The following is an 18,166-nucleotide window of genomic DNA, read 5'->3' on the forward strand; positions in this document are numbered from 1 at the left end:
GGCGCGGCGGAAGTCCCGATCCTGGGCGGCGCGGCGTGAACGAGCCGTGCAACGCACCGCATCGGCACGCACTTGTCTACTGCAGCGCGCGCGATGCGCACACACAAAAAAACCCAGCCTCGCGCGAGGCCGGGTTTCGAATGCAGCGTCGAACGACGACGCGGCTCAGACCACCGCGTCTTCCTTGTACGCATCCACCGGGATGCACGCACACATCACGTTCTTGTCGCCGTACACGTTGTCCACGCGCGCCACCGGCGGCCAGTACTTCTGCTGCTTCAGCGTCGGCAGCGGGAACGCGGCCAGTTCGCGCGGGTAGGCGTGGGTCCACTCGCTGGCGGTCACCTGCGCAGCGGTGTGTGGGGCGTGCTTGAGCGGATTGTCCTCGCGGTCCAGGCGGCCGTCCTCGATCGCGGCGATTTCCTCGCGGATCTGGATCATCGCGTCGATGAAGCGATCCAGCTCATGCTGCGATTCGCTCTCGGTCGGCTCCACCATCAGCGTGCCGGCGACCGGGAAACTCAGCGTCGGCGCGTGGAAGCCGAAGTCGATCAGGCGCTTGGCGATGTCCTCGGCGCCGATGCCGCTGGTCTTCTCCAGCGGGCGCACGTCGAGGATGCATTCGTGCGCGACCAGGCCGTTGCGGCCGGTGTAGAGCGTCTTGTAGTACGGCGCCAGGCGCTTCGCAATGTAGTTGGCGTTGAGCAGCGCGACCTGGGTGGCCTTGCGCAGCCCGCTGTTGCCCATCATGGTGATGTACATCCAGCTGATCGGCAGGATCGAAGCCGAGCCGAAGCTGGCCGCCGAGACCATGCCGACGTCGCCGTCGCCGCCGAGCGTGCGCGGCAGGTACGGCGCCAGATGCGCCTTCACCGCGCACGGGCCGACGCCGGGGCCGCCGCCGCCGTGCGGGATGCAGAAGGTCTTGTGCAGGTTCAGATGCGACACGTCCGAGCCCCACTTGCCGGGCTTGGCCAGGCCGACCAGGGCGTTCATGTTGGCGCCGTCGGTGTAGACCTGGCCGCCGTGCGCATGCACCACTTCGCAGATCGCCACCACGTCTTCCTCGAACACGCCGTGGGTGGACGGGTAGGTGATCATCAGCGCGGCCAGGCGCTCGGAATACTTCTCGGCCTTGGCGCGGATGTCGGCGACGTCGACGTTGCCGTTGCCGTCGCACTTGGTCACCACCACGGTCATGCCGCACATCTGCGCCGAGGCCGGGTTGGTACCGTGCGCCGATTCGGGGATCAGGCAGATGTCGCGATGGCCTTCGCCGCGTGCGCGGTGGTAGGCGCGGATCGCCAGCAGGCCGGCGTACTCGCCCTGCGCGCCGGAGTTCGGCTGCAGGCTGACCGCGTCGTAGCCGGTGCACTCCACCAGCATCGCTTCCAATTCGTCGATCAGCTGCTTGTAGCCCACGCTCTGCTCGGCCGGGGCCAGCGGATGGATCGCGCCGAACTGCGGCCAGGTCACCGGGATCATCTCGGCGGTGGCGTTGAGCTTCATGGTGCAGCTGCCCAGCGGGATCATGGTGCGATCCATCGCCAGGTCCTTGTCGGCCAGCGCGCGCATGTAGCGCAGCAGTTCGTGCTCGCTGTGGTGGGTGTTGAACACCGGGTGCTCCAGGAACGCGCTGTGGCGCAGCAGCTGCGGCGGCAGCGCGTCGGCGGTGGCGGCATCGAGCGCGTCCACGTCGGCCTGCGCGCCGAACAGCTGCGCCAGCGCGACCACGTCGGCGCGGGTGGCGGTCTCGTCCAGGCTGATGCCCAGCGCGGTGCTGTCGATCGCGCGCAGGTTGATGCCGGCCGCACGCGCCTTGGCGTGGATGGCCTCGGCGTCGACGCCGGTGACGTGCAGGGTGTCGAAGAAGCGCTCGCCGACGGCGACGCCGGCGCCGCGCAGCGCCGCGGCCAGGATCGCGGCCAGGCGGTGGGTACGGCGGGCGATGCGCACCAGGCCCTCGGGGCCGTGGTACACCGCGTACATCGAGGCCATCACCGCCAGCAGCACCTGCGCGGTGCAGATGTTGGAAGTGGCCTTCTCGCGGCGGATGTGCTGCTCGCGGGTCTGCAGGGTGAGGCGGTAGGCGGGGTTGCCGGCGGCGTCGATCGACACGCCGATCAGGCGGCCCGGCATCGAGCGCTTGTAGGCGTCGCGGCAGGCCATGAACGCGGCGTGCGGGCCGCCGAAGCCGAACGGCACGCCGAAGCGCTGCGAGTTGCCGACGACGATGTCCGCGCCCCATTCGCCGGGCGCGGCGATCAGGGTCAGCGCGAGCAGGTCGGTGGCGACCGCGACCAGGCCGCCTTGCGCATGCGCGGCGTCGGCCAAGGCCTTGTGGTCACCGATGTGGCCGAAGCTGTCCGGATACTGCAGCAGCACGCCGAAGCATTCGGCCTGCAGCGCTTCCTCCGGCGTGCCCACGCGCAGCACGATGCCCAGCGGCTCGGCGCGGGTGCGCAACAGTTCCATGGTCTGCGGATGCACCGCGTCGTGCACGAAGAAGGTGTCGGACTTGGACTTGGCCGAGCGCTTGGCCAGGGTCATCGCCTCGGCCGCGGCGGTGGCTTCGTCCAGCAGCGAGGCGTTGGCGATCTCCATGCCGGTGAGGTCGGCACACATGGTCTGGAAGTTGATCAGCGCTTCCATGCGGCCCTGCGAGATCTCCGCCTGGTACGGGGTGTAGGCGGTGTACCAGGCCGGGTTCTCGAGGATGTTGCGCAGGATCACCTTCGGCGTGTGGGTGCCGTAGTAGCCCTGGCCGATGAAGCTGCGCAGCACCGTGTTCTTGTCGGCGATGGCGCGGATCTTGGCCAGCGCCTCCTCCTCGGTGATGGCGTCGGGCAGCGCCAGCGCGGCCGCCGACTTGATGTTGCCCGGCACGATGGCGTCGGTCATCGCCTCCAGCGAGTCGTGGCCGACGGTGCGCAGCATGTGCGCGATCTCGGCGTCGTTCGGGCCGATGTGGCGCTCGATGAAAGCCGAGTGGTGTTCGAGGTCGCGCAGCGAAGAGGTGTGAGACATGGCAGTCGTCCGGCTGAGGAAGGCACGAGGAGGCGGGGACGCGCGCAAGGCCGTCGTCGGGCCGCTGTGGCGGGCACGACCGACGGGAAGCGCGCGTCCTCCCAATGCCCCTCTGTCCTTTTGCCTGAGAGTTTGGAAGCGGCGGCTGGCGCTGCGCTTCGTGCCCCTTCGGCGCCGGGTTTGACCGGTCTCTCCAGAGTCTTGGTGCGGGTGGTATCGGGCCTGAGCGATTACGGGCGTTTGCGCCTTCGGCAGCGGGTCGCCCCGCTTCTCCCACCATGCTGCGCGGCGATTATAGCGTGGCCGGCGCCCCCCACGACGGGCCGCGCGCGCCCACACCAGCCTGAATGGGCACGCCGCGGCGGATGCGCGCATGCGGCCGCAGCGCGTATCATGGCCGCACTCCCTTTTCTCGCGCCCGTCCATGCCGGACGGCGCTGTCGCGTGTGCGCCCGCCCTGTGGCCGCCGCGGCCGGCTCTCAGGATGATGTCCCCATGACGCTCCCGTCCGTGTCCACGCGCCGCATGGCCCTGTTGCTGGCCGGGCTGGCGATGTTCGGCCCGTTCTCCATCGACACCATCTTCCCGGCGTTCCCGCAGCTGGCGCAGCGCCTGCACGCCGATCCGGTGGCGATCCAGCAGACGGTGAGCGTGTACCTGTTCGCCTACGCGGTGATGGGCCTGGCGCACGGGCCGTTGTCCGACGCGTTGGGGCGGCGGCGGGTGATCGTCGCCGGCCTGATCGTGTTCATCCTCGCCTCGGCCGGCTGCGCGCTGTCGCGCGACCTGCCGACGCTGCTGACGTTCCGCGCGCTGCAGGGCGTCTCGGCCGGCGTCGGCATGATCGTTGGCCGCGCGGTGATCCGCGATCTGTTCCATGGCGACGACGCGCAGCGGCTGATGAGCCAGGTGTCGATGATCTTCGGCATCGCCCCGGCGATCGCGCCGATCATCGGCGGCTGGATCCTGGGCAGCGGCCGCGGCTGGCCGACGATCTTCTGGTTCCTGGTCGGCTTCTCCTCGCTGCTGCTGGTCGCCACCCTGCGCTGGATGCCGGAGACGCATCCGCCGCAGGCGCGCACGCCGCTGGCGCCGCGCACCCTGCTGCGCGACTACATCGGCATCGCGCTGAATCCGCGCTTCCAGCGCCTGGCCGCGGCCGGTGCGTTCAATTTCGGCGGGGTGTTCCTGTACATCGCTTCGGCGCCGGTGTTCATGATCGAGCTGCTGGGCAAGACCGAGCGCGATTTCGCCTGGCTGTTCATCCCCACCATCGGCGGCATGACCCTGGGCGCGTTCCTGTCCGGGCGCATGGCCGGGCGGCTGGGGCCGATGCGCCAGGTGCGCTTCGGCTTCGTCTGCTGCGGCGTGTCGATGGTCGGCAACATCGCCTACACCGCGCTGGCGCCGGCCATCGCGCTGCCGTGGGCGGTGCTGCCGATCTTCTTCGCGGGCCTGGGCACCGCGCTGATCTTCCCGATCCTGGCGCTGGCGGTGCTGGACATGTATCCGCGCCAGCGCGGGCTGGCCTCGTCGCTGCAGGCCTTCACCCAGTTGATGGTGACCGTGCTGGTGGCCGGCGTGCTGTCGCCGCTGCTCAGCGGCCACGCCCTGCACCTGGCGCTGGGCTCGGGCGCGTTCTTCCTGCTCGGCTGGGGCTTCTGGCGCTGGGAGCGGCGCAGCGGCAAGCGCCTGCCGCGGCCGGATGCGCAGGTACCGCGCCTCGAACCGGCCGACCCGCTGTGAGCATGGCCGCAGTTGGGCTATCGTCGTCGGGTCATCGCTGAGGAAACCGCATGTCCATCGAGTCCAAGCAGCGCCGCGATCTGCGCAAGAAGCTGGCCGAGCGCCTGCGCCACCGCGCCGAGGGCGCCGCGCCGGCCGCGCCCATCGAACCGCACGCGGAGCTGCGCGACCAGCAGCGCACGCTGCTGGCCGGCATCGTGCGCCGCGACGGCGAGTGGGTGCTGGGCATGGACGGGCGCATCGCCGGGCAGAGCGAGAGCGCCGCGCAGGTGCTGTCGCTGATCATGCAGGCGGCAGAATTGCACGAGCGTGCCGGCACGCCGGTGCGGCTGATGTACTCGGACGCGCTGAAGGACGCCGCGCAGGCCGATGCGCAGGCGCAGGGCCTGAGTTTCGACGAGTTCAAGTCGCGGCATGCCCAGGTCATGGGCCGCGACGACGGCGGCGCGGCGGCCCCGGCCTGAGCCCATGGGCCAGAGTGCCGGCCAGGCTGCGCAGGAGGCCGTGTCGCTGGCGCGGGTGCGGCGCCGCGACGGCATCGCGCTGGTCCAGGCGCACCGCGCCAGCGTCGCCCTGCATCACCCGTGGAGCTATCCGTTCACCGACGTGCCCGGCTTCGAGGCCTGGTACGCGCAGACCCTGGACGGCAGCAACATCGCGCTGCTGGCGCGCGAACGCAGCAGCGGCGCGCTCGCCGGCCTGTTCACCTTCAGCCAGGTGATGGGCGGCTGCTTCCAGAGCGCCTATCTCGGCTACCACGCCATGGCCGGCTGCGAAGGCCGCGGACTGATGACGCATGCGCTGCGCCTGTGCGTGGCCTACGCGTTCGGCGAGCTGGGGCTGCACCGCGTGGAGGCCAACATCCAGCCGGACAATGCCCGCTCGCTGGCCCTGGCCAAGCGCGCCGGCTTCCGCCACGAGGGCTATTCGCCGCGCTACCTGCGCATCGGCGGGATATGGCGCGACCACGAGCGCTGGGCGCGGCTGGCCGACGACTGAGCTGATGGCGGCGCCTGCGCTGGCAGTGCTCAGCGCCGGGGCGCTGGCGTCGCCAGGGCGGGCGTGGGAGAAGCGGGGGCGGTGGTTTGTGCCGGCCTCTGCGCCGACGCTTCCCAGCCGCACATGCGGCCCTGGTTCTGTTGCTTGAGCCACTCCTGCATCGGCGCGAAGTACTCCAGCAGTGGGCCGGCGTCGATGCGCTCGCTGCCGGTCAGTTCCTTGAGCGTGGCCTGCCATGGCTGGCTGCCGCCACGCTGCAGCATCGACCAGAACTTCTGCCCGGCTTCCTTGTTGCCGTAGAAGGTGCACTCGTACAGCGGGCCCTTGTAGCCGGCGGCGTCGCACAGGCTCTTGTAGAACTGGAACTGCAGGATGTGCGAGAGGAAGTAACGCGTGTACGGCGTGTTGGCCGGCACGTGGTACTTGGCGCCAGGGTCGAAGAAGTCCTCGCCGCGCGGTGTCGCCGGCGCCACGCCCTGGTACTTGGCCTTCAGCTCCCACCAGGCCTGGTTGTAGCGGTCCGGGGCGATCGAGCCGTCGAACACGCCCCAGCGCCAGCGGTCGATCATCAGCCCGAACGGCAGGAACGCGACCTTGCTCAGGGCCATGCGCATCTGTGCGTTGATCAGCGCTTCGCGGCCGACCTGCGGCGCGTCGACCAGGCCGATCGAATGCAGGTACTGCGGGGTCATCGCCAGCACCACGGTGTCGCCGATGGCTTCGTGGAAGCCGTCGTTGGCGCCGCCCTGGAACAGCGGCGGCAGCGGGTTGTAGGCCAGGTCGTAATAGAGGTGGCCGAGTTCGTGGTAGATGGTGGTGAAGTCCTCTTCGTTCGGCTTGACGCACATCTTGGTGCGCACGTCGCCGGCCATGTCCATGTCCCAGGCGCTGGCATGGCAGACCACGTCGCGGTCCAGCGGCTTGATGAACTGGCTGCGCGTCCAGTAGCTGTCGGGCAGCTTGGGCATCGCCAGCGAGGTGTAGAAATCCTGCGCGCGCTCGGTCATCTGCCGCGCGCTGAGCAACTGCGCCTCGCGCTGGGCCATGAATCGCGCCTCCGCCGAGGTGTCGCCGTTGCGCCGCGCCAGTGCCGCGCTCAAATTGCCCTGGTACTGCCGTTCCAGCGCGTCGGTGATGTCCAGGCTGCCGGCGCCGGGGTAGGGCTGCAGCAGGTCCCACAGGTTGCTCCAGTCCTGCTGCCACATGTTGCCGAGCAGGTGCGCCGGCAGCAGGCCGCCGGCGAGTTCGCCCTTGTCCTTGCCGTATTCGGCGTCGAGCTTGCCGCGCGCGTAGCAGTGCAGCTGTTCGTACAGCGGCTTGACCTGGGTCCAGAGCCGGTCGGTCTCGGCGGCGAGCTGAGCCGGCGGCATGTCGTAGCCGCTGCGCCACAGCGCGCCGGTGTCGGCGTAGCCCATGTCGCGCGCGCCTTCGTTGACCAGCTCGACGAAGCGCTGGTAGTCCTTGCGCATCGGTTGCACGGCGGCGTGCCAGCCTTGCCAGGCATCCAGTTGCTGGTCGTAGTCGCGGCTGCGACGCAGCACGTCTTCCAGTTCGCCCAACTGCCGGCAGCGGCGCGCATCGCCCTCGCCGCTGCAGTAGGAGGCGGCACCGTAAGCGCCTTCCATCTTCGTCGCCAGCGCGGCCAGCTCGGCCAGCCGCGCCGGATCGCGCGGCGCCGGCATCGCGGTCATCTGCTGCAGCAGGCGCAGTGCGCGGGCGCTGTCGGCCGACATCGGCTTGCCGTCGTAGCGCCGTGCCTGCGCGATCCAGCCGTTGAGCGTGGTCAGCCAGCGCGCGTTGGCCTTGGCCGCCAGCCGCTCGCTGTCGCCGTTGATGTAGGTGGCCGACAGCCACTGCGCTGCGGTGAGTTCCGGCAGCAACGCGCGGTATTCCTCGTTGATGCGGGCGACGAACTGGTCGGCGCTCTCGCCCTCGGCCTGGGTCGTGGCGGGGGCGGCGGTCTCGGCCGCGGGTTCCTTGCGGCAGGCGGACAGCATCAGCAGGCTCGCGCCGAGACACAGCGCGAGCAGCGGAGAGCGGTGGTTCACGGCGAATCCTTGCAGGGCGATTGCCCGGAAGGCTAGTGGCCCGCCCGCAACGCCGCAAGTTCGGGCGGCGCGCTCGTGGCCGCGCCGCCGCGTTCCCTCACGCCAGGACCGCGCGTGGGCGCGCGGTCACTGCGGCTTGGCGCATTGCGCGAACAGGTCGCGCGCGTGGTCGTAGACGCCGGTCTTGACCTGCATCAGGCCCAGCACCGACGGGAACAGGTTGTCCTGGTCGGCGTACTTGCGCGAGCGCGCCTGCAGGCAGGCCAGGTCCAGGCCGCGCGCGCTGGCGAAGCCCGGCGAGAACCACATCACCATCGGCACGTGGGTCTGCTCCTGCGGCGCGATCGCGTAGGGCACGCCGTGCAGGTACAGGCCCTTCTCGCCCAGCGACTCGCCGTGGTCGGAGAGGTAGATCATCGCCGTGTCGTAGTCGGGCATCGCTTGCAGCGTGTCGATGGTGCGCGCCAGCAGGTGGTCGGTGTACAGCAGCGAGTTGTCGTAGGCGTTGGTGATCAGCTCGCGGCTGCAGTTGCCCAGGTCGGCGGTGTCGCAGGTCGGGGTGAAGCGGCGGAACCCGGCCGGGTAGCGCTCGAAATAGCTGGGCCCGTGGCTGCCGAGCTGGTGCAGCACCACCACGCGGTCGCCGGGCTTGGCGCGCACCTGCGCGGCTAGGTCCTGCAGCAGGATCTCGTCCATGCAGCGCCCGTCCTTGCACAGCTGCGGATCCTTGGCATCGTCCAGGTGCTGGATCTGCAGGCCGTCGCACACGCCCTTGCAGCCGGACTGGTTGTCGCGCCACAGCGTGGCGATGCCGGCGTGCTCGAGCACGTGCAGCAGCGACTGGTGCTTGCGGATGTTGCTCTCGTTGTAGTCGTGGCGGCCGAACGGCGAGAACATGCACGGTACCGAGACCTCGGTGCTGGTGCCGCAGGAGTGCATGTCGGGGAAGTTGATCACGTCGCGCTTGGCCAGCTCCGGCGTGGTTTGCCGCGCGTAGCCGTTGAGGCCCCAGTTCTGCGCGCGGGCGGTCTCGCCCAGCACCACCACCAGCAGCCGCGGCTTGCTGCCCGGCGCGCGCGCGGTGGCCTTGGCGTCGTGCTCCAGCGGCAGCTTCGGCGCCTTGCGCGTGGGGCTGTCGGACTTGAAGTTCTGTCGCAGCGCGACCAGGTAGTTGATCGGCGTGGCCAGGTAGCGGATCTCGCGATGGTTGCGCATCATCGCCGACAGATCCTGGAACGACAGCATCGCGGCGATACCGCCCAGCGCCAGCATGCCGACCAGGAAGCCAAGGCGGATCGCCAGCGCCTTCAGCGGCGAACGCCGGATCAGCCGCACCCGCCACAGCACCAGGATCGGCAGCACCGCGTAGAACAGCAGTGGCGCGATCAGCGCCGTGGTCATCAGTTCGCGCGATTCCTTGTGGTCGGTGGCCAGCACGTTGCGCAGCATGTCCGCGTCCAGGTAGACGCTGTAGCTGTTCATGTAGTGCGCGGCGAACGCGGTGGTGATCAGCAGCACCGTCAGCACCGGCTTGGCGATGCCGCGCCACAGCAACAGGCCGAGCAACAGGCCGTGCACCGACAGCAGCAGCAGGAACAGCGACAGCGCCAGCTTGATGTCGTCGGCATGGCCGCTCATCGCGCTGCGCCAGAACATGCCGTTGCAGGCCAGGGCGAAGAACGCGCTGGCCGCCAGCGCCAGCATCTCGTTGCTCAACTGCGGGCGCCAGGCCCACCAGCGGGCGCGGGACAGGGTGGACGGCGAGGGCGGGGCGACGGAACGGCTCATGCGGCGGCATCGTTGGTGGTGGAAAGGCGTCGGTCGGCCTGCGGCATCGCGCCCGGCCACAGCATCGCCCGGTACAGGCCCAGTGCCACGCCCCAGCACAGGGCCAGCGTCCACAGGTCGTGCGACATGAAATGCGCGCCGCGCAGCTGTTGGCCGAGACCGAACAGCAGGCCTCCCCCGAGGCCGATCGCCAGCGCTGGCCAGCGCCAGGCCGGCTTGAGCGCCAGCGCGACGAAGTACAGCCCCACCCAGGCATAGCCGGCACTGGAATGACCGGCGGGGAAGCATACCCCGCGCGGCATGCCCACCGGGCGGATCTCGAACAGGCCCACGAAGATCCGATTGCCGCCGTAGCGGAGCAGGTCCCAGGGGCAGTCCATGTCGGTCACCGACTTCAGCAGCGACACCACACCGGTGCTCAGCGCCACCGCCAGCAGCAGGTACAACAGCGGCTGCCGGTAGCGGCGGCCGTCGGGACGGCGCCAGGCCCACACCGCCAGGCCCGCGGTCACCGCCCAGGCCGCGGCGCTCAGTAGCTTGCCATCGTGGTGGATCAGGCCACGGGTCAGCGCCGCATCCTTCAGTGCCCACTGCCCACCTTCCCAGCGGTACAGCAGGTCGGCGATCCAGAAATCGCCGCCCATACCCATCAATACCGTGCTGGCCAGCAGCACCAGGGCCAATGGCACCCACAGATGGGAGAGATAGAAGTGCCGGCGCGCGCCGCTGTAGGGCGCCGCCGCAGCGGACAATCGCAGGGGCGTACTGAGCATGGTCGACGAAGGCGGCCAGGGACGGCGGGAAAGTGGGGGCATGGTCGGGTTGCAGGTGTCGGATAGCTGTCGGAACTGCGGGATGAGAGGGCCCAGGCTTCAGCAAAGCTTGCGCACCGTCGCCGTCATGCAAGCGCCGGGCCATCGGCCTCGGCGACATGGGAACGTGGCGGGGAAACGGCGCGGTCGGGCCTCGGCGGCGGTGTGCGGGGAGGGCAGCCTGACGTCGCCGTGTTGGGATCCTTTCCAGGTTTTATTGAGATTCGATCAAGACACGCCGCCGTTCTGACGGCGTTCCGACATGCTTCCGCTAGCATGGGCGGGTCCGTCCCCCGAATTCGAGCGCGCCCATGCGGCTGCTGGTCATAGAAGACAACCGGAACCTGGTCGCCAACCTGTTCGACTATTTCGAGGTGCGCGGCCACACGCTGGACGCGGCGCCGGACGGCGTCACCGGGCTGCACCTGGCCACCACCCAGCGCTACGACGCGCTGATCCTGGACTGGATGCTGCCGCGGCTGGACGGGCAGCAGGTGCTGCGCGCGCTGCGCGAGGAGCACCATGCCGACGTGCCGGTGATCATGCTGACCGCGCGCGACGAACTGCCGGACAAGATCGCCGGCTTCCGCGCCGGCGCCGACGATTACCTGACCAAGCCATTCGCGCTGCCGGAGCTGGAAGTGCGGCTGGAGGCGCTGCTGGTGCGCGCCAGCGGCCGCGGCCGCAGCAAGCTGCTGCGCGTGGGCGACCTGCAGATGGACCTGTCCACGCTGGAAGTGACCCGTGGCGGGCGCGCCCTGCATCTGTACCCGGCCTGCCGCAAGCTGCTGGAGGTGCTGATGCAGGCCAGCCCGGCCGCGGTCACCCGCGACCGCCTGGAGCAGGCGCTGTGGGGCGACGAGCCGCCGGACGGCGACATGCTGCGTTCGCACATCTACGACCTGCGCCGCAGCGTCGACGGTCCGTTCGCGGCCAAGCTGATCCACACCCTGCCACGCATCGGCTACCGCCTGGCGGTGGTCGGCCCCCACGAGGGCGAGCATGCCGACTAGGGCCGGCCTGCGGCAGCGGCTGACCCTGTGGCTGGTGGGCTACGCGGCGCTGCTGTCGCTGGCGGTGTTCGTGCATGGCTACATCGTCAACGACCAGGCCGAGCAGCTCACCTGGCGTTCGCTGCTGACCTCCGAACTGGACCACTTCCTGGCGCGCAGCGCGGCCGATCCGGACTACCGCTGGATCGACACCCGCACCGTGAGCCTGTACGGCGACGAGGGCGGGGCGCCGTTGCCGCCGGCAGTGGCGGCGCTGGGCCCCGGCCTGCACGACGAAGTACAGCTGGAAGGCAGCGAGAAGGTGGTGCTGGTGCAGGACGTGCGCGGCCGCCGCCTGGCGCTGACGCTGGACATCACCGAACTGCACGACCACGAGGACAACCTGGCGCTGTGGATGTTGGTGTCCAACGCGGTGGCGGTGCTGCTGCTCGGCGCGCTGGTGGCCTGGGGCATGGGCCGGGTGGTGCAGCCGCTGACCGACATGGCCCAGCGCATCGGCAGCCTGCGCCCGGACCGGCCTGGGCAGCGCATCGAGGTGCATCCGCGCGCCAGCGCCGAGCAGGTGGTGATCGCCGAGGCGTTGAACGATTACCTGGCGCGCAACGACCTGTTCGTGGAGCGCGAGCGCGCCTTCATCGACAGCACCAGCCACGAACTGCGCACGCCGGTGGCGGTGATCGGCGGCGCCGCCGAGTTGGCGCTGGAGCAGCACGACGTGCCGCCCAGCGTGCGCAACCAGTTGCTGCGCATCCGCCGCACCGCCAGCGGCGTCGGCCAGTTGATCTCGCTGCTGCTGGTGCTGGCCAAGGACCCGGCGCGGCTGGCGCGCGGCAACGATCTGGTGCGGCTGGACCAGCTGCTGCCGGAGATCGTCGAGGACCATCGTCACCTGTGCGCGGACAAGCGCCTGGAACTGGTGCTGGCACCGCTGCCGCCGTGCGAGGTGCTCACCCCGCTGGCGATCGTGCAGGTGGCGATCGGCAACCTGCTGCGCAACGCCATCGAGAACAGCGACAAGGGCCGGATCGAGATCACCATGCCGGCGCCGGGCGTGGTCTGCATCGACGACCCCGGCCACGGCATGAGCCCGGAAGAGATCAGCGCGATCTACATGCGCATGGCGCGCGGCGGCGGCAGCCGCGAGGGCAGCGGCATCGGCCTGGACCTGATCGCGCGGCTGTGCGAGCACCTGGGCTGGGCGCTGCACCTGGATTCGCCGGCCGGCAGCGGCACCCGCGCGACCCTGGATTTGAGCAGCGCGCTGAAGCGCTCCGGGATGTCGCCGCCGTCGTCTGCGCCGGAGTGACGGGCTAGCGCCTGTCACCAAATCCCAAGCGTGCGCAAAGGGGCGGCCTTTTGGGTTGGCGCGGCAAGGCCATCATCGTCGCGCCACGCGACGCAAACCTGACGGCCTTGGAGGGCCAACGCGGCCTGCCCGGAATGGTGACTAAGCCTGCGCCGGCAGCAGCCCGCGTTGCGCCAGCCAGGCGCGCGCGTCGTCGGCGTCCTGTTCGAACCAGGCGCGGGTGGAGCCGAGCCGGTAGGTGTAGCCCCAGGCGTCCATGTCCGCCATCAGCCGCGCGCGGCCCACGCCGGGCAGGGCGTCGGCCAGCACGATCTGCAGGTAGCAGGTGGCGTCTTCCTCTTCCACCGAGTCGGTGGCGTCGGTATGCACCTGCGCGCGCCGCTGCGGCGGCAGCACGATCAGGTGGCAGGCCTCGTGCAGCAGCGAATGCACCGGCGTGTCGTCGCGCACGTAGACGTCGCTGGCGATCACCCCGGCTTCCGGCTCGCCCCAGTAGCTGCCGGGAATGGCGGCGCCGTCGGCGACGCGGTGCAGGGCCAGCCCGTAGCCGGCCAGCAGCGCGCGCGGCGCGTCCAGGCCGATCGCGCCCACGGTCAGCACCTGGGCGGCGTCAGCGGCAGGGGCGGTATCGGTCTGCATCGGGTGAACTTCGTTGGGACGGAAAGGGCGCGGCGGGCGCGCCCGATCACGGCGGGCACCGCGCCGGCGCGACCGGTGCGTCAGCCGCGGCGCCTGCCGCGGCCGACGCACGGCCTCAGGGCGTCGGGCCTTCCGGCAGGGCCACGGAGATGTCGAGCACGTCGTGCTCGCCGTCCTTGACCAGGTCCACCTTGACCGCGTCGGCGTCGATGTTGACGTACTTCTTGATCACTTCCAGCAGCTCGCGCTGCAGCAGCGGCAGGTAGTCCGGGCCGCCGCGGTGGTTGCGCTCCTGCGCGATGATGATCTGCAGGCGGTTCTTCGCGGTTTCGGCGGTGTTCTTCTTGGTCTTGAGGAAATCGAATAGTCCCATGCTCACCCTCCGAACAACTTGGTGAAGAAGCCCTTCTTCTCCACGGAGATGAAACGCATCGGACGTTCCTCGCCGAGAATGCGCGCCACGGCGTCATCGTAGGCCTGGCCGGCCGGGGATTCGCCGTCCAGGATCACCGGCTCGCCCTTGTTGGAGGCGTTGAGCACGTCGCCGGATTCGGGGATCACGCCGATCGCCTTCAGGCCGAGCACCTCCTCCACGTCGGTGATGCTGAGCATCTCGCCGGTTTCCACGCGCGCCGGGCTGTAGCGGGTCAGCAGCAGGAACGCGGGCAGGCTCTTGCCGTTCTCGGCCTTGTGGGTCTTGGAGTCGAGCAGGCCGAGGATGCGGTCGGAGTCGCGCACCGAGGACACTTCCGGATTGACCACCACCACCGCGCGGTCGGCGAAGTACATCGCCAGGAACGCGCCCTTCTCGATGCCGGCCGGCGAATCGCAGACGATGTAGTCGAAGCCGTCGGCGGCCAGGTCCTTGAGCACCTTCTCCACGCCTTCCTGGGTCAGCGCGTCCTTGTCGCGGGTCTGCGAGGCGGCCAGCACGAACAGGTTGTCGAAGCGCTTGTCCTTGATCAGCGCCTGCTTCAGCGTGGCTTCGTTGTGCACCACGTTGACGAAGTCGTACACCACGCGGCGCTCGCAGCCCATGATCAGGTCGAGGTTGCGCAGGCCCACGTCGAAGTCGATCACCGCGACCTTCTTGCCGCGTCGCGCCAACCCGCAGGCCAGGCTCGCGCTGGTGGTGGTCTTGCCGACGCCGCCCTTGCCGGAGGTGACAACGATAATTTCAGCCAAAGGACTATCTCCTGATACGTTCGTGGTTGGGCCGCGTCAGTCTTGCGCGGCGATCATGATCTGGTCCTGCTCCAGCCAGACCTGGACGGCCTTGCCACGCAGTTCCTTGGGAATATCGTCCAGCACCTTGTAGTGGCCGGCAATGGCGACCAGTTCGGCGTGGAAGTCGCGGCAGAAGATCCGCGCCTCGGTGTTGCCCTGCGCGCCGGCCAGAGCGCGGCCGCGCAGGCTGCCGTAGATGTGGATGCTGCCGTCGGAGATCACCTCGGCGCCGGCGCCGACGGTGGCCACCACGGTCAGGTCGCAATTCTCCGCATACAGCTGTTGCCCGGAGCGCACCGCACTCTTCTGCATGCGCCCGGGTTGCGGCCGTGCCGTGGGAGCGGGTGGCGGCGGAGGCGGGGGCGGCGGCGAGACCGGAGCCGGCGCCGCAGCGGGCGCGCCGCCATCGAACCGCTCGTACTGCGCGCGGAACTTGGCCAGCAGCGGCAGGCCCAGCGCCACCGACAGCTCCTCGATCTCGCGGGTGCCGTAGGCCAGCGCCACCGGCAGTACACCGGCGTCGCGCAGGCCGTCCAGCAGCGCCTGCGCGGTGGCCGTGTCCGGGGTCTGCGCCAGGCCGCCGAAATCGATGATCACCGCGGCACGGCCGAACAGCTTGGGCGCACGTTGTACCCGCTCGCGCATCTCCTGGCTCAGCCGCGCCACGTCCAGCGTGCGCACGCGCAGGTTGGCGATGCCGACCTGACCGATCTTCAGTTCGCCGGCCTGCTCGAAATCCAGATTCACCGACGACACGCTCAGGTCCCGGTCGGGCGCTGCGCCCGCTGCAGACGATGGGCGTGGCCGGCCCAGGGCAGGTCGGGCAGGGTGTCGCCGTAGGTTTCGCGCACCCACGCGTAACTGCACAGATCCTTCAACAGCATGCTCGCACGCACCTCCACTTCGTTCATCGTGTTCTGGCCCACTTCGCGGAAGCCGAAGCTGCCATGGAACAGCAGCGCCGCATCGGCACCGTGATCCAGAAAAACCTCGCACGCCAGTTGCGGGTAGCGCAACTCGGCGTAGCTCTGCACGTCGGCATAGAACGCCCGGCCGACGCCACCACCGCGGCGGCGGCTGGCCACCACGATGCGGTCGATATAGAAAAACTGCGGGTAGCGCTCGCGAAACCAGGCGAAATTGCTGCTGTCGTGGGCGCTGTCGCTACCGAACCCGACCAGGAAGCCGGCCAGGTTGCCGTCGCGCTCGGCGACGCGGAAGTACTCTGCGGTTTCGTAGAAGCGGTGCAGCTTGGCCGAATCCAGCGGCAGGATCGCCAGTCCGGCGTTGTTGTTCAGGGCCAGGACCGAATCGAGCTCGTGCTCGCGCACGTCGCGGATGACGATCGACATTGAGACTCCATTGCTGATGCGCGCGCGGCCCCGTGCGGGCCGCCGGGCCGGATTATCGCACGCGCGACCCGGGCCGGCGAGCCGCGGCGGCATGACTTCCGTGGGAGTGCAATGCGCGCCGTTCATCCTAAGATGGCTGCATGTTGGGATATCTCAGCCACACCCGCGTTCTGCGCTATGCCGGCCTGTTCACCTGGGCGGTCATCTGCATGCCGTTGCTGTACCTGTACTGGGAACCGGTCGAGGAATCGGGACGGATGCCCAGCGGCGAGGTGTGGCTGCTGCTGACCAGCTACCTGGGCTTCGGCGTGGTCTATTTCCTGCTGACCCGGCGCCTGCACAGCGGCGACGGCGTGCGCTGGTACGACCGCGGCATGCTGGTGCTGCTGACCATCTGCGCGCTGGCGGTCGGCTACCTGCACCGCTCCGGCCTGGGCAGCATCCTGATGATGGTGGCGGCCGGGGTGATCCCCTGGCTGCTGCCGGTGCGCGCCGGCGTGGCCTGGCTGCTGCTGAGCCAGTTGGCGGTGCTGCCGGTGTACCTGACCATCGGCTTCCCGCCGTTCGAGGCGCTGATGCAGTCGTTGCTGTACGGCGGCTTCTCCATGTTCATCTTCGTCACCAGCCTGGTCGCGCGGCAGCAGACCCAGGCGCGGGAGGAGCAGCGCCAGCTCAACGCCGAGCTGCGCGCCACCCGCGCGCTGCTGGCCGAGAGCGCCCGGGTCAACGAGCGCACCCGCATCTCGCGCGAACTGCACGACCTGCTCGGCCACCACCTGACCGCGCTGAGCCTGAACCTGGAAGTGGCCGGCCACATCACCGAGGGTCGCGCCCAGGAGCACGTGCAGCAGGCGCATACCCTGGCCAAACTGCTGCTGACCGACGTGCGCGAGGCGGTGAGCCAACTGCGCGACAGCGGTGCGATCGACCTGGCGGCGGCGCTGCGGCCGTTGGCCGAGCGGGTGCCGTCGCTGCAGATCCACCTGCAGGTGGAGGAGCCGCTGACCGTGGAGGATCCCGAGCGTGCGCACGTGTTGCTGCGCTGCACCCAGGAGATCATCACCAACGCGGTGCGCCACGCCCAGGCCGACAATCTGTGGATCGAGGTGCGCCGCGACGGTCCGCAGGTGGTGATCCAGGCGCGCGACGACGGCCGCGGTTGCGAGACCCTGGCCCCCGGCAACGGCCTGCGCGGCATGCGCGAGCGCCTGAGTCAGTATGGCGGCAGCCTGGACGTGGCCGCCGCCCCCGGCGCCGGCTTCCGCCTGCGCGCCGTCGTTCCCGGCGCCGCCACCCTGCTGCCGCCCGCCGTTCCCCAAGGAGTGTTGTGATGATCCGTGTCTGCCTGGTCGACGATCAAACCCTGGTGCGGCAGGGCATCCGCTCGCTGCTGGCGCTGGACGGCGGCATCGAGGTGGTGGCCGAGGCCAACGATGGCCGCCAGGCGGTGGAGCTGATCCCGCAGGTGCTCCCCGACGTGGTGCTGATGGACATGCGCATGCCGTCGATGTCCGGGCTGGAGGCGCTGCAGACGCTGTCGCGCGCCGCGGCGCTGCCGCCGACCATCATCCTGACCACCTTCGACGACGACCAACTGGTGCTGGCCGGGCTCAAGGCGGGGGCCAAGGGCTATCTGCTCAAGGACGTGTCGCTGGAGCAACTGGTCGGCGCGATCCGCACCGTGGCCGCCGGCGGCTCGCTGGTGCAGCCGGCGGTGACCCAGCGCCTGCTGTCGGGCCTGGAGCACATGCGCAACGACTTCGTCAGCCTGGACCGGCCCGACCCGCTGACCGACCGCGAGACCGAGATCCTGCGGCTGATGGCCAGCGGCTTCTCCAACAAGGAGATCGCCAATTCGCTGGGCGTGGCCGAGGGCACGATCAAGAACCACGTCTCCAACATCCTGTCCAAGCTCGGCGTGCGCGACCGCACGCGGGCGGTGTTGAAGGCGTTCGAGCTGCAACTGGTCTGACGGGGCGGGGCGGCCCAGCCTGGCGTCGCGTTTGGTTCGGCCGCGCGCTGCAGTCGGTCTGAACGCGACAGGAGGGCGGCCCGCGAAGGCGGATATCGCGCACGCCGGGCCGGTCCAGCGTGACCGGGCGCTGGGGAAGCGTGCCGGTACGTGGCGGTCGCGCCTGTGCCGCTCGGGGCAGTGGTCTGGCCCGAGTCCGGCCTGCATGCGTCACGCCTGCAGGCCTTGGGGCGCCGC

General features: G+C 69.7%; 16 protein-coding genes and 1 riboswitch. Of the genes, 7 read left to right on the forward strand and 9 right to left on the reverse strand.

From position 1 onward, the window contains the following. Positions 1-165: 165 nt before the first annotated feature. Positions 166-3,027, reverse strand: a complete 2,862-nt coding sequence (gcvP, locus tag FHR66_RS03620; RefSeq protein ID WP_160964349.1) for an aminomethyl-transferring glycine dehydrogenase — start codon at positions 3,025-3,027, stop codon at positions 166-168. 102 nt (positions 3,028-3,129) lie between these two features. After that, positions 3,130-3,234: riboswitch (glycine riboswitch) on the reverse strand. Between the two features lie 288 nt (positions 3,235-3,522). Between gcvP and FHR66_RS03625 the strand changes: the two genes are divergently transcribed. The 3 genes from FHR66_RS03625 to FHR66_RS03635 are packed head-to-tail and all read left to right on the forward strand — an operon-like array spanning position 3,523 to position 5,772. After that, a complete protein-coding gene (locus tag FHR66_RS03625) occupies positions 3,523-4,773 on the forward strand; it encodes a multidrug effflux MFS transporter (RefSeq protein WP_237475188.1) in 1,251 nt (416 codons plus the stop codon). A 50-nt stretch (positions 4,774-4,823) separates the two neighbouring features. Continuing rightward, entirely contained in the window at positions 4,824-5,237 is a 414-nt protein-coding gene (locus FHR66_RS03630) for a hypothetical protein (protein WP_160964350.1), read from the forward strand. A gap of 4 nt (positions 5,238-5,241) precedes the next feature. Then, positions 5,242-5,772, forward strand: coding sequence for a GNAT family N-acetyltransferase (locus tag FHR66_RS03635; protein ID WP_160964351.1), 531 nt, complete (start codon positions 5,242-5,244; stop codon positions 5,770-5,772). Between the two features lie 29 nt (positions 5,773-5,801). On the opposite strand, the gene FHR66_RS03640 is transcribed toward FHR66_RS03635, so the two are convergent. From FHR66_RS03640 to FHR66_RS03650, 3 genes are all read right to left on the reverse strand, one after another. Then, the gene (locus FHR66_RS03640; protein ID WP_160964352.1) at positions 5,802-7,820 is read right to left on the reverse strand and encodes a M2 family metallopeptidase; all 2,019 of its coding nucleotides are present in this window, start codon (positions 7,818-7,820) and stop codon (positions 5,802-5,804) included. Between the two features lie 126 nt (positions 7,821-7,946). Continuing rightward, the gene (locus tag FHR66_RS03645; RefSeq protein WP_160964353.1) at positions 7,947-9,608 is read right to left on the reverse strand and encodes a phosphoethanolamine transferase; all 1,662 of its coding nucleotides are present in this window, start codon (positions 9,606-9,608) and stop codon (positions 7,947-7,949) included. Continuing rightward, positions 9,605-10,381, reverse strand: a complete 777-nt coding sequence (locus tag FHR66_RS03650) for a phosphatase PAP2 family protein (protein WP_160964354.1) — start codon at positions 10,379-10,381, stop codon at positions 9,605-9,607. The genes FHR66_RS03645 and FHR66_RS03650 overlap by 4 nt, the downstream gene beginning before the upstream one ends. A gap of 350 nt (positions 10,382-10,731) precedes the next feature. Here FHR66_RS03650 and FHR66_RS03655 point away from each other — a divergent pair, with 350 nt between their 5' ends. Both FHR66_RS03655 and FHR66_RS03660 read left to right on the forward strand, forming a co-directional pair. Further along, positions 10,732-11,433 carry a response regulator transcription factor gene (locus FHR66_RS03655; RefSeq protein ID WP_160964355.1) on the forward strand — a complete coding sequence of 234 codons (702 nt, stop codon included), beginning with the start codon at positions 10,732-10,734 and terminating at the stop codon, positions 11,431-11,433. After that, complete coding sequence (locus FHR66_RS03660) at positions 11,423-12,739, forward strand: sensor histidine kinase (protein WP_160964356.1); 1,317 nt, start codon at positions 11,423-11,425, stop codon at positions 12,737-12,739. Before FHR66_RS03655 ends, FHR66_RS03660 begins: the two co-directional genes overlap by 11 nt. Before the next feature lie 141 nt (positions 12,740-12,880). Here FHR66_RS03660 and FHR66_RS03665 read toward each other — a convergent pair whose 3' ends face one another. The 5 genes from FHR66_RS03665 to FHR66_RS03685 all read right to left on the reverse strand — a co-directional run bounded on the left by FHR66_RS03665 (position 12,881) and on the right by FHR66_RS03685 (position 15,957). Further along, positions 12,881-13,378 (reverse strand): hypothetical protein, encoded by a 498-nt coding sequence (locus FHR66_RS03665; RefSeq protein ID WP_160964357.1) that lies wholly within the window; start codon positions 13,376-13,378, stop codon positions 12,881-12,883. 115 nt (positions 13,379-13,493) lie between these two features. Further along, positions 13,494-13,751, reverse strand: coding sequence for a cell division topological specificity factor MinE (minE, locus tag FHR66_RS03670; protein WP_160964358.1), 258 nt, complete (start codon positions 13,749-13,751; stop codon positions 13,494-13,496). 2 nt (positions 13,752-13,753) lie between these two features. Next, entirely contained in the window at positions 13,754-14,563 is an 810-nt protein-coding gene (gene minD / locus FHR66_RS03675) for a septum site-determining protein MinD (RefSeq protein ID WP_160964359.1), read from the reverse strand. Between the two features lie 36 nt (positions 14,564-14,599). Continuing rightward, on the reverse strand, positions 14,600-15,361 hold the full coding sequence (gene minC / locus FHR66_RS03680) for a septum site-determining protein MinC (protein ID WP_160964360.1): 762 nt from the start codon (positions 15,359-15,361) through the stop codon (positions 14,600-14,602). 2 nt (positions 15,362-15,363) lie between these two features. Then, positions 15,364-15,957 (reverse strand): GNAT family N-acetyltransferase, encoded by a 594-nt coding sequence (locus tag FHR66_RS03685; protein WP_160964361.1) that lies wholly within the window; start codon positions 15,955-15,957, stop codon positions 15,364-15,366. A 140-nt stretch (positions 15,958-16,097) separates the two neighbouring features. Between FHR66_RS03685 and FHR66_RS03690 the strand changes: the two genes are divergently transcribed. Next, the gene (locus FHR66_RS03690) at positions 16,098-17,288 is read left to right on the forward strand and encodes a sensor histidine kinase (RefSeq protein ID WP_160964362.1); all 1,191 of its coding nucleotides are present in this window, start codon (positions 16,098-16,100) and stop codon (positions 17,286-17,288) included. Continuing rightward, complete coding sequence (locus tag FHR66_RS03695; RefSeq protein WP_160964363.1) at positions 17,288-17,929, forward strand: response regulator; 642 nt, start codon at positions 17,288-17,290, stop codon at positions 17,927-17,929. Before FHR66_RS03690 ends, FHR66_RS03695 begins: the two co-directional genes overlap by 1 nt. The last annotated feature ends 237 nt before the right edge of the window (positions 17,930-18,166 follow it).

Source organism: Xanthomonas sp. F4, assembly GCF_011761895.1.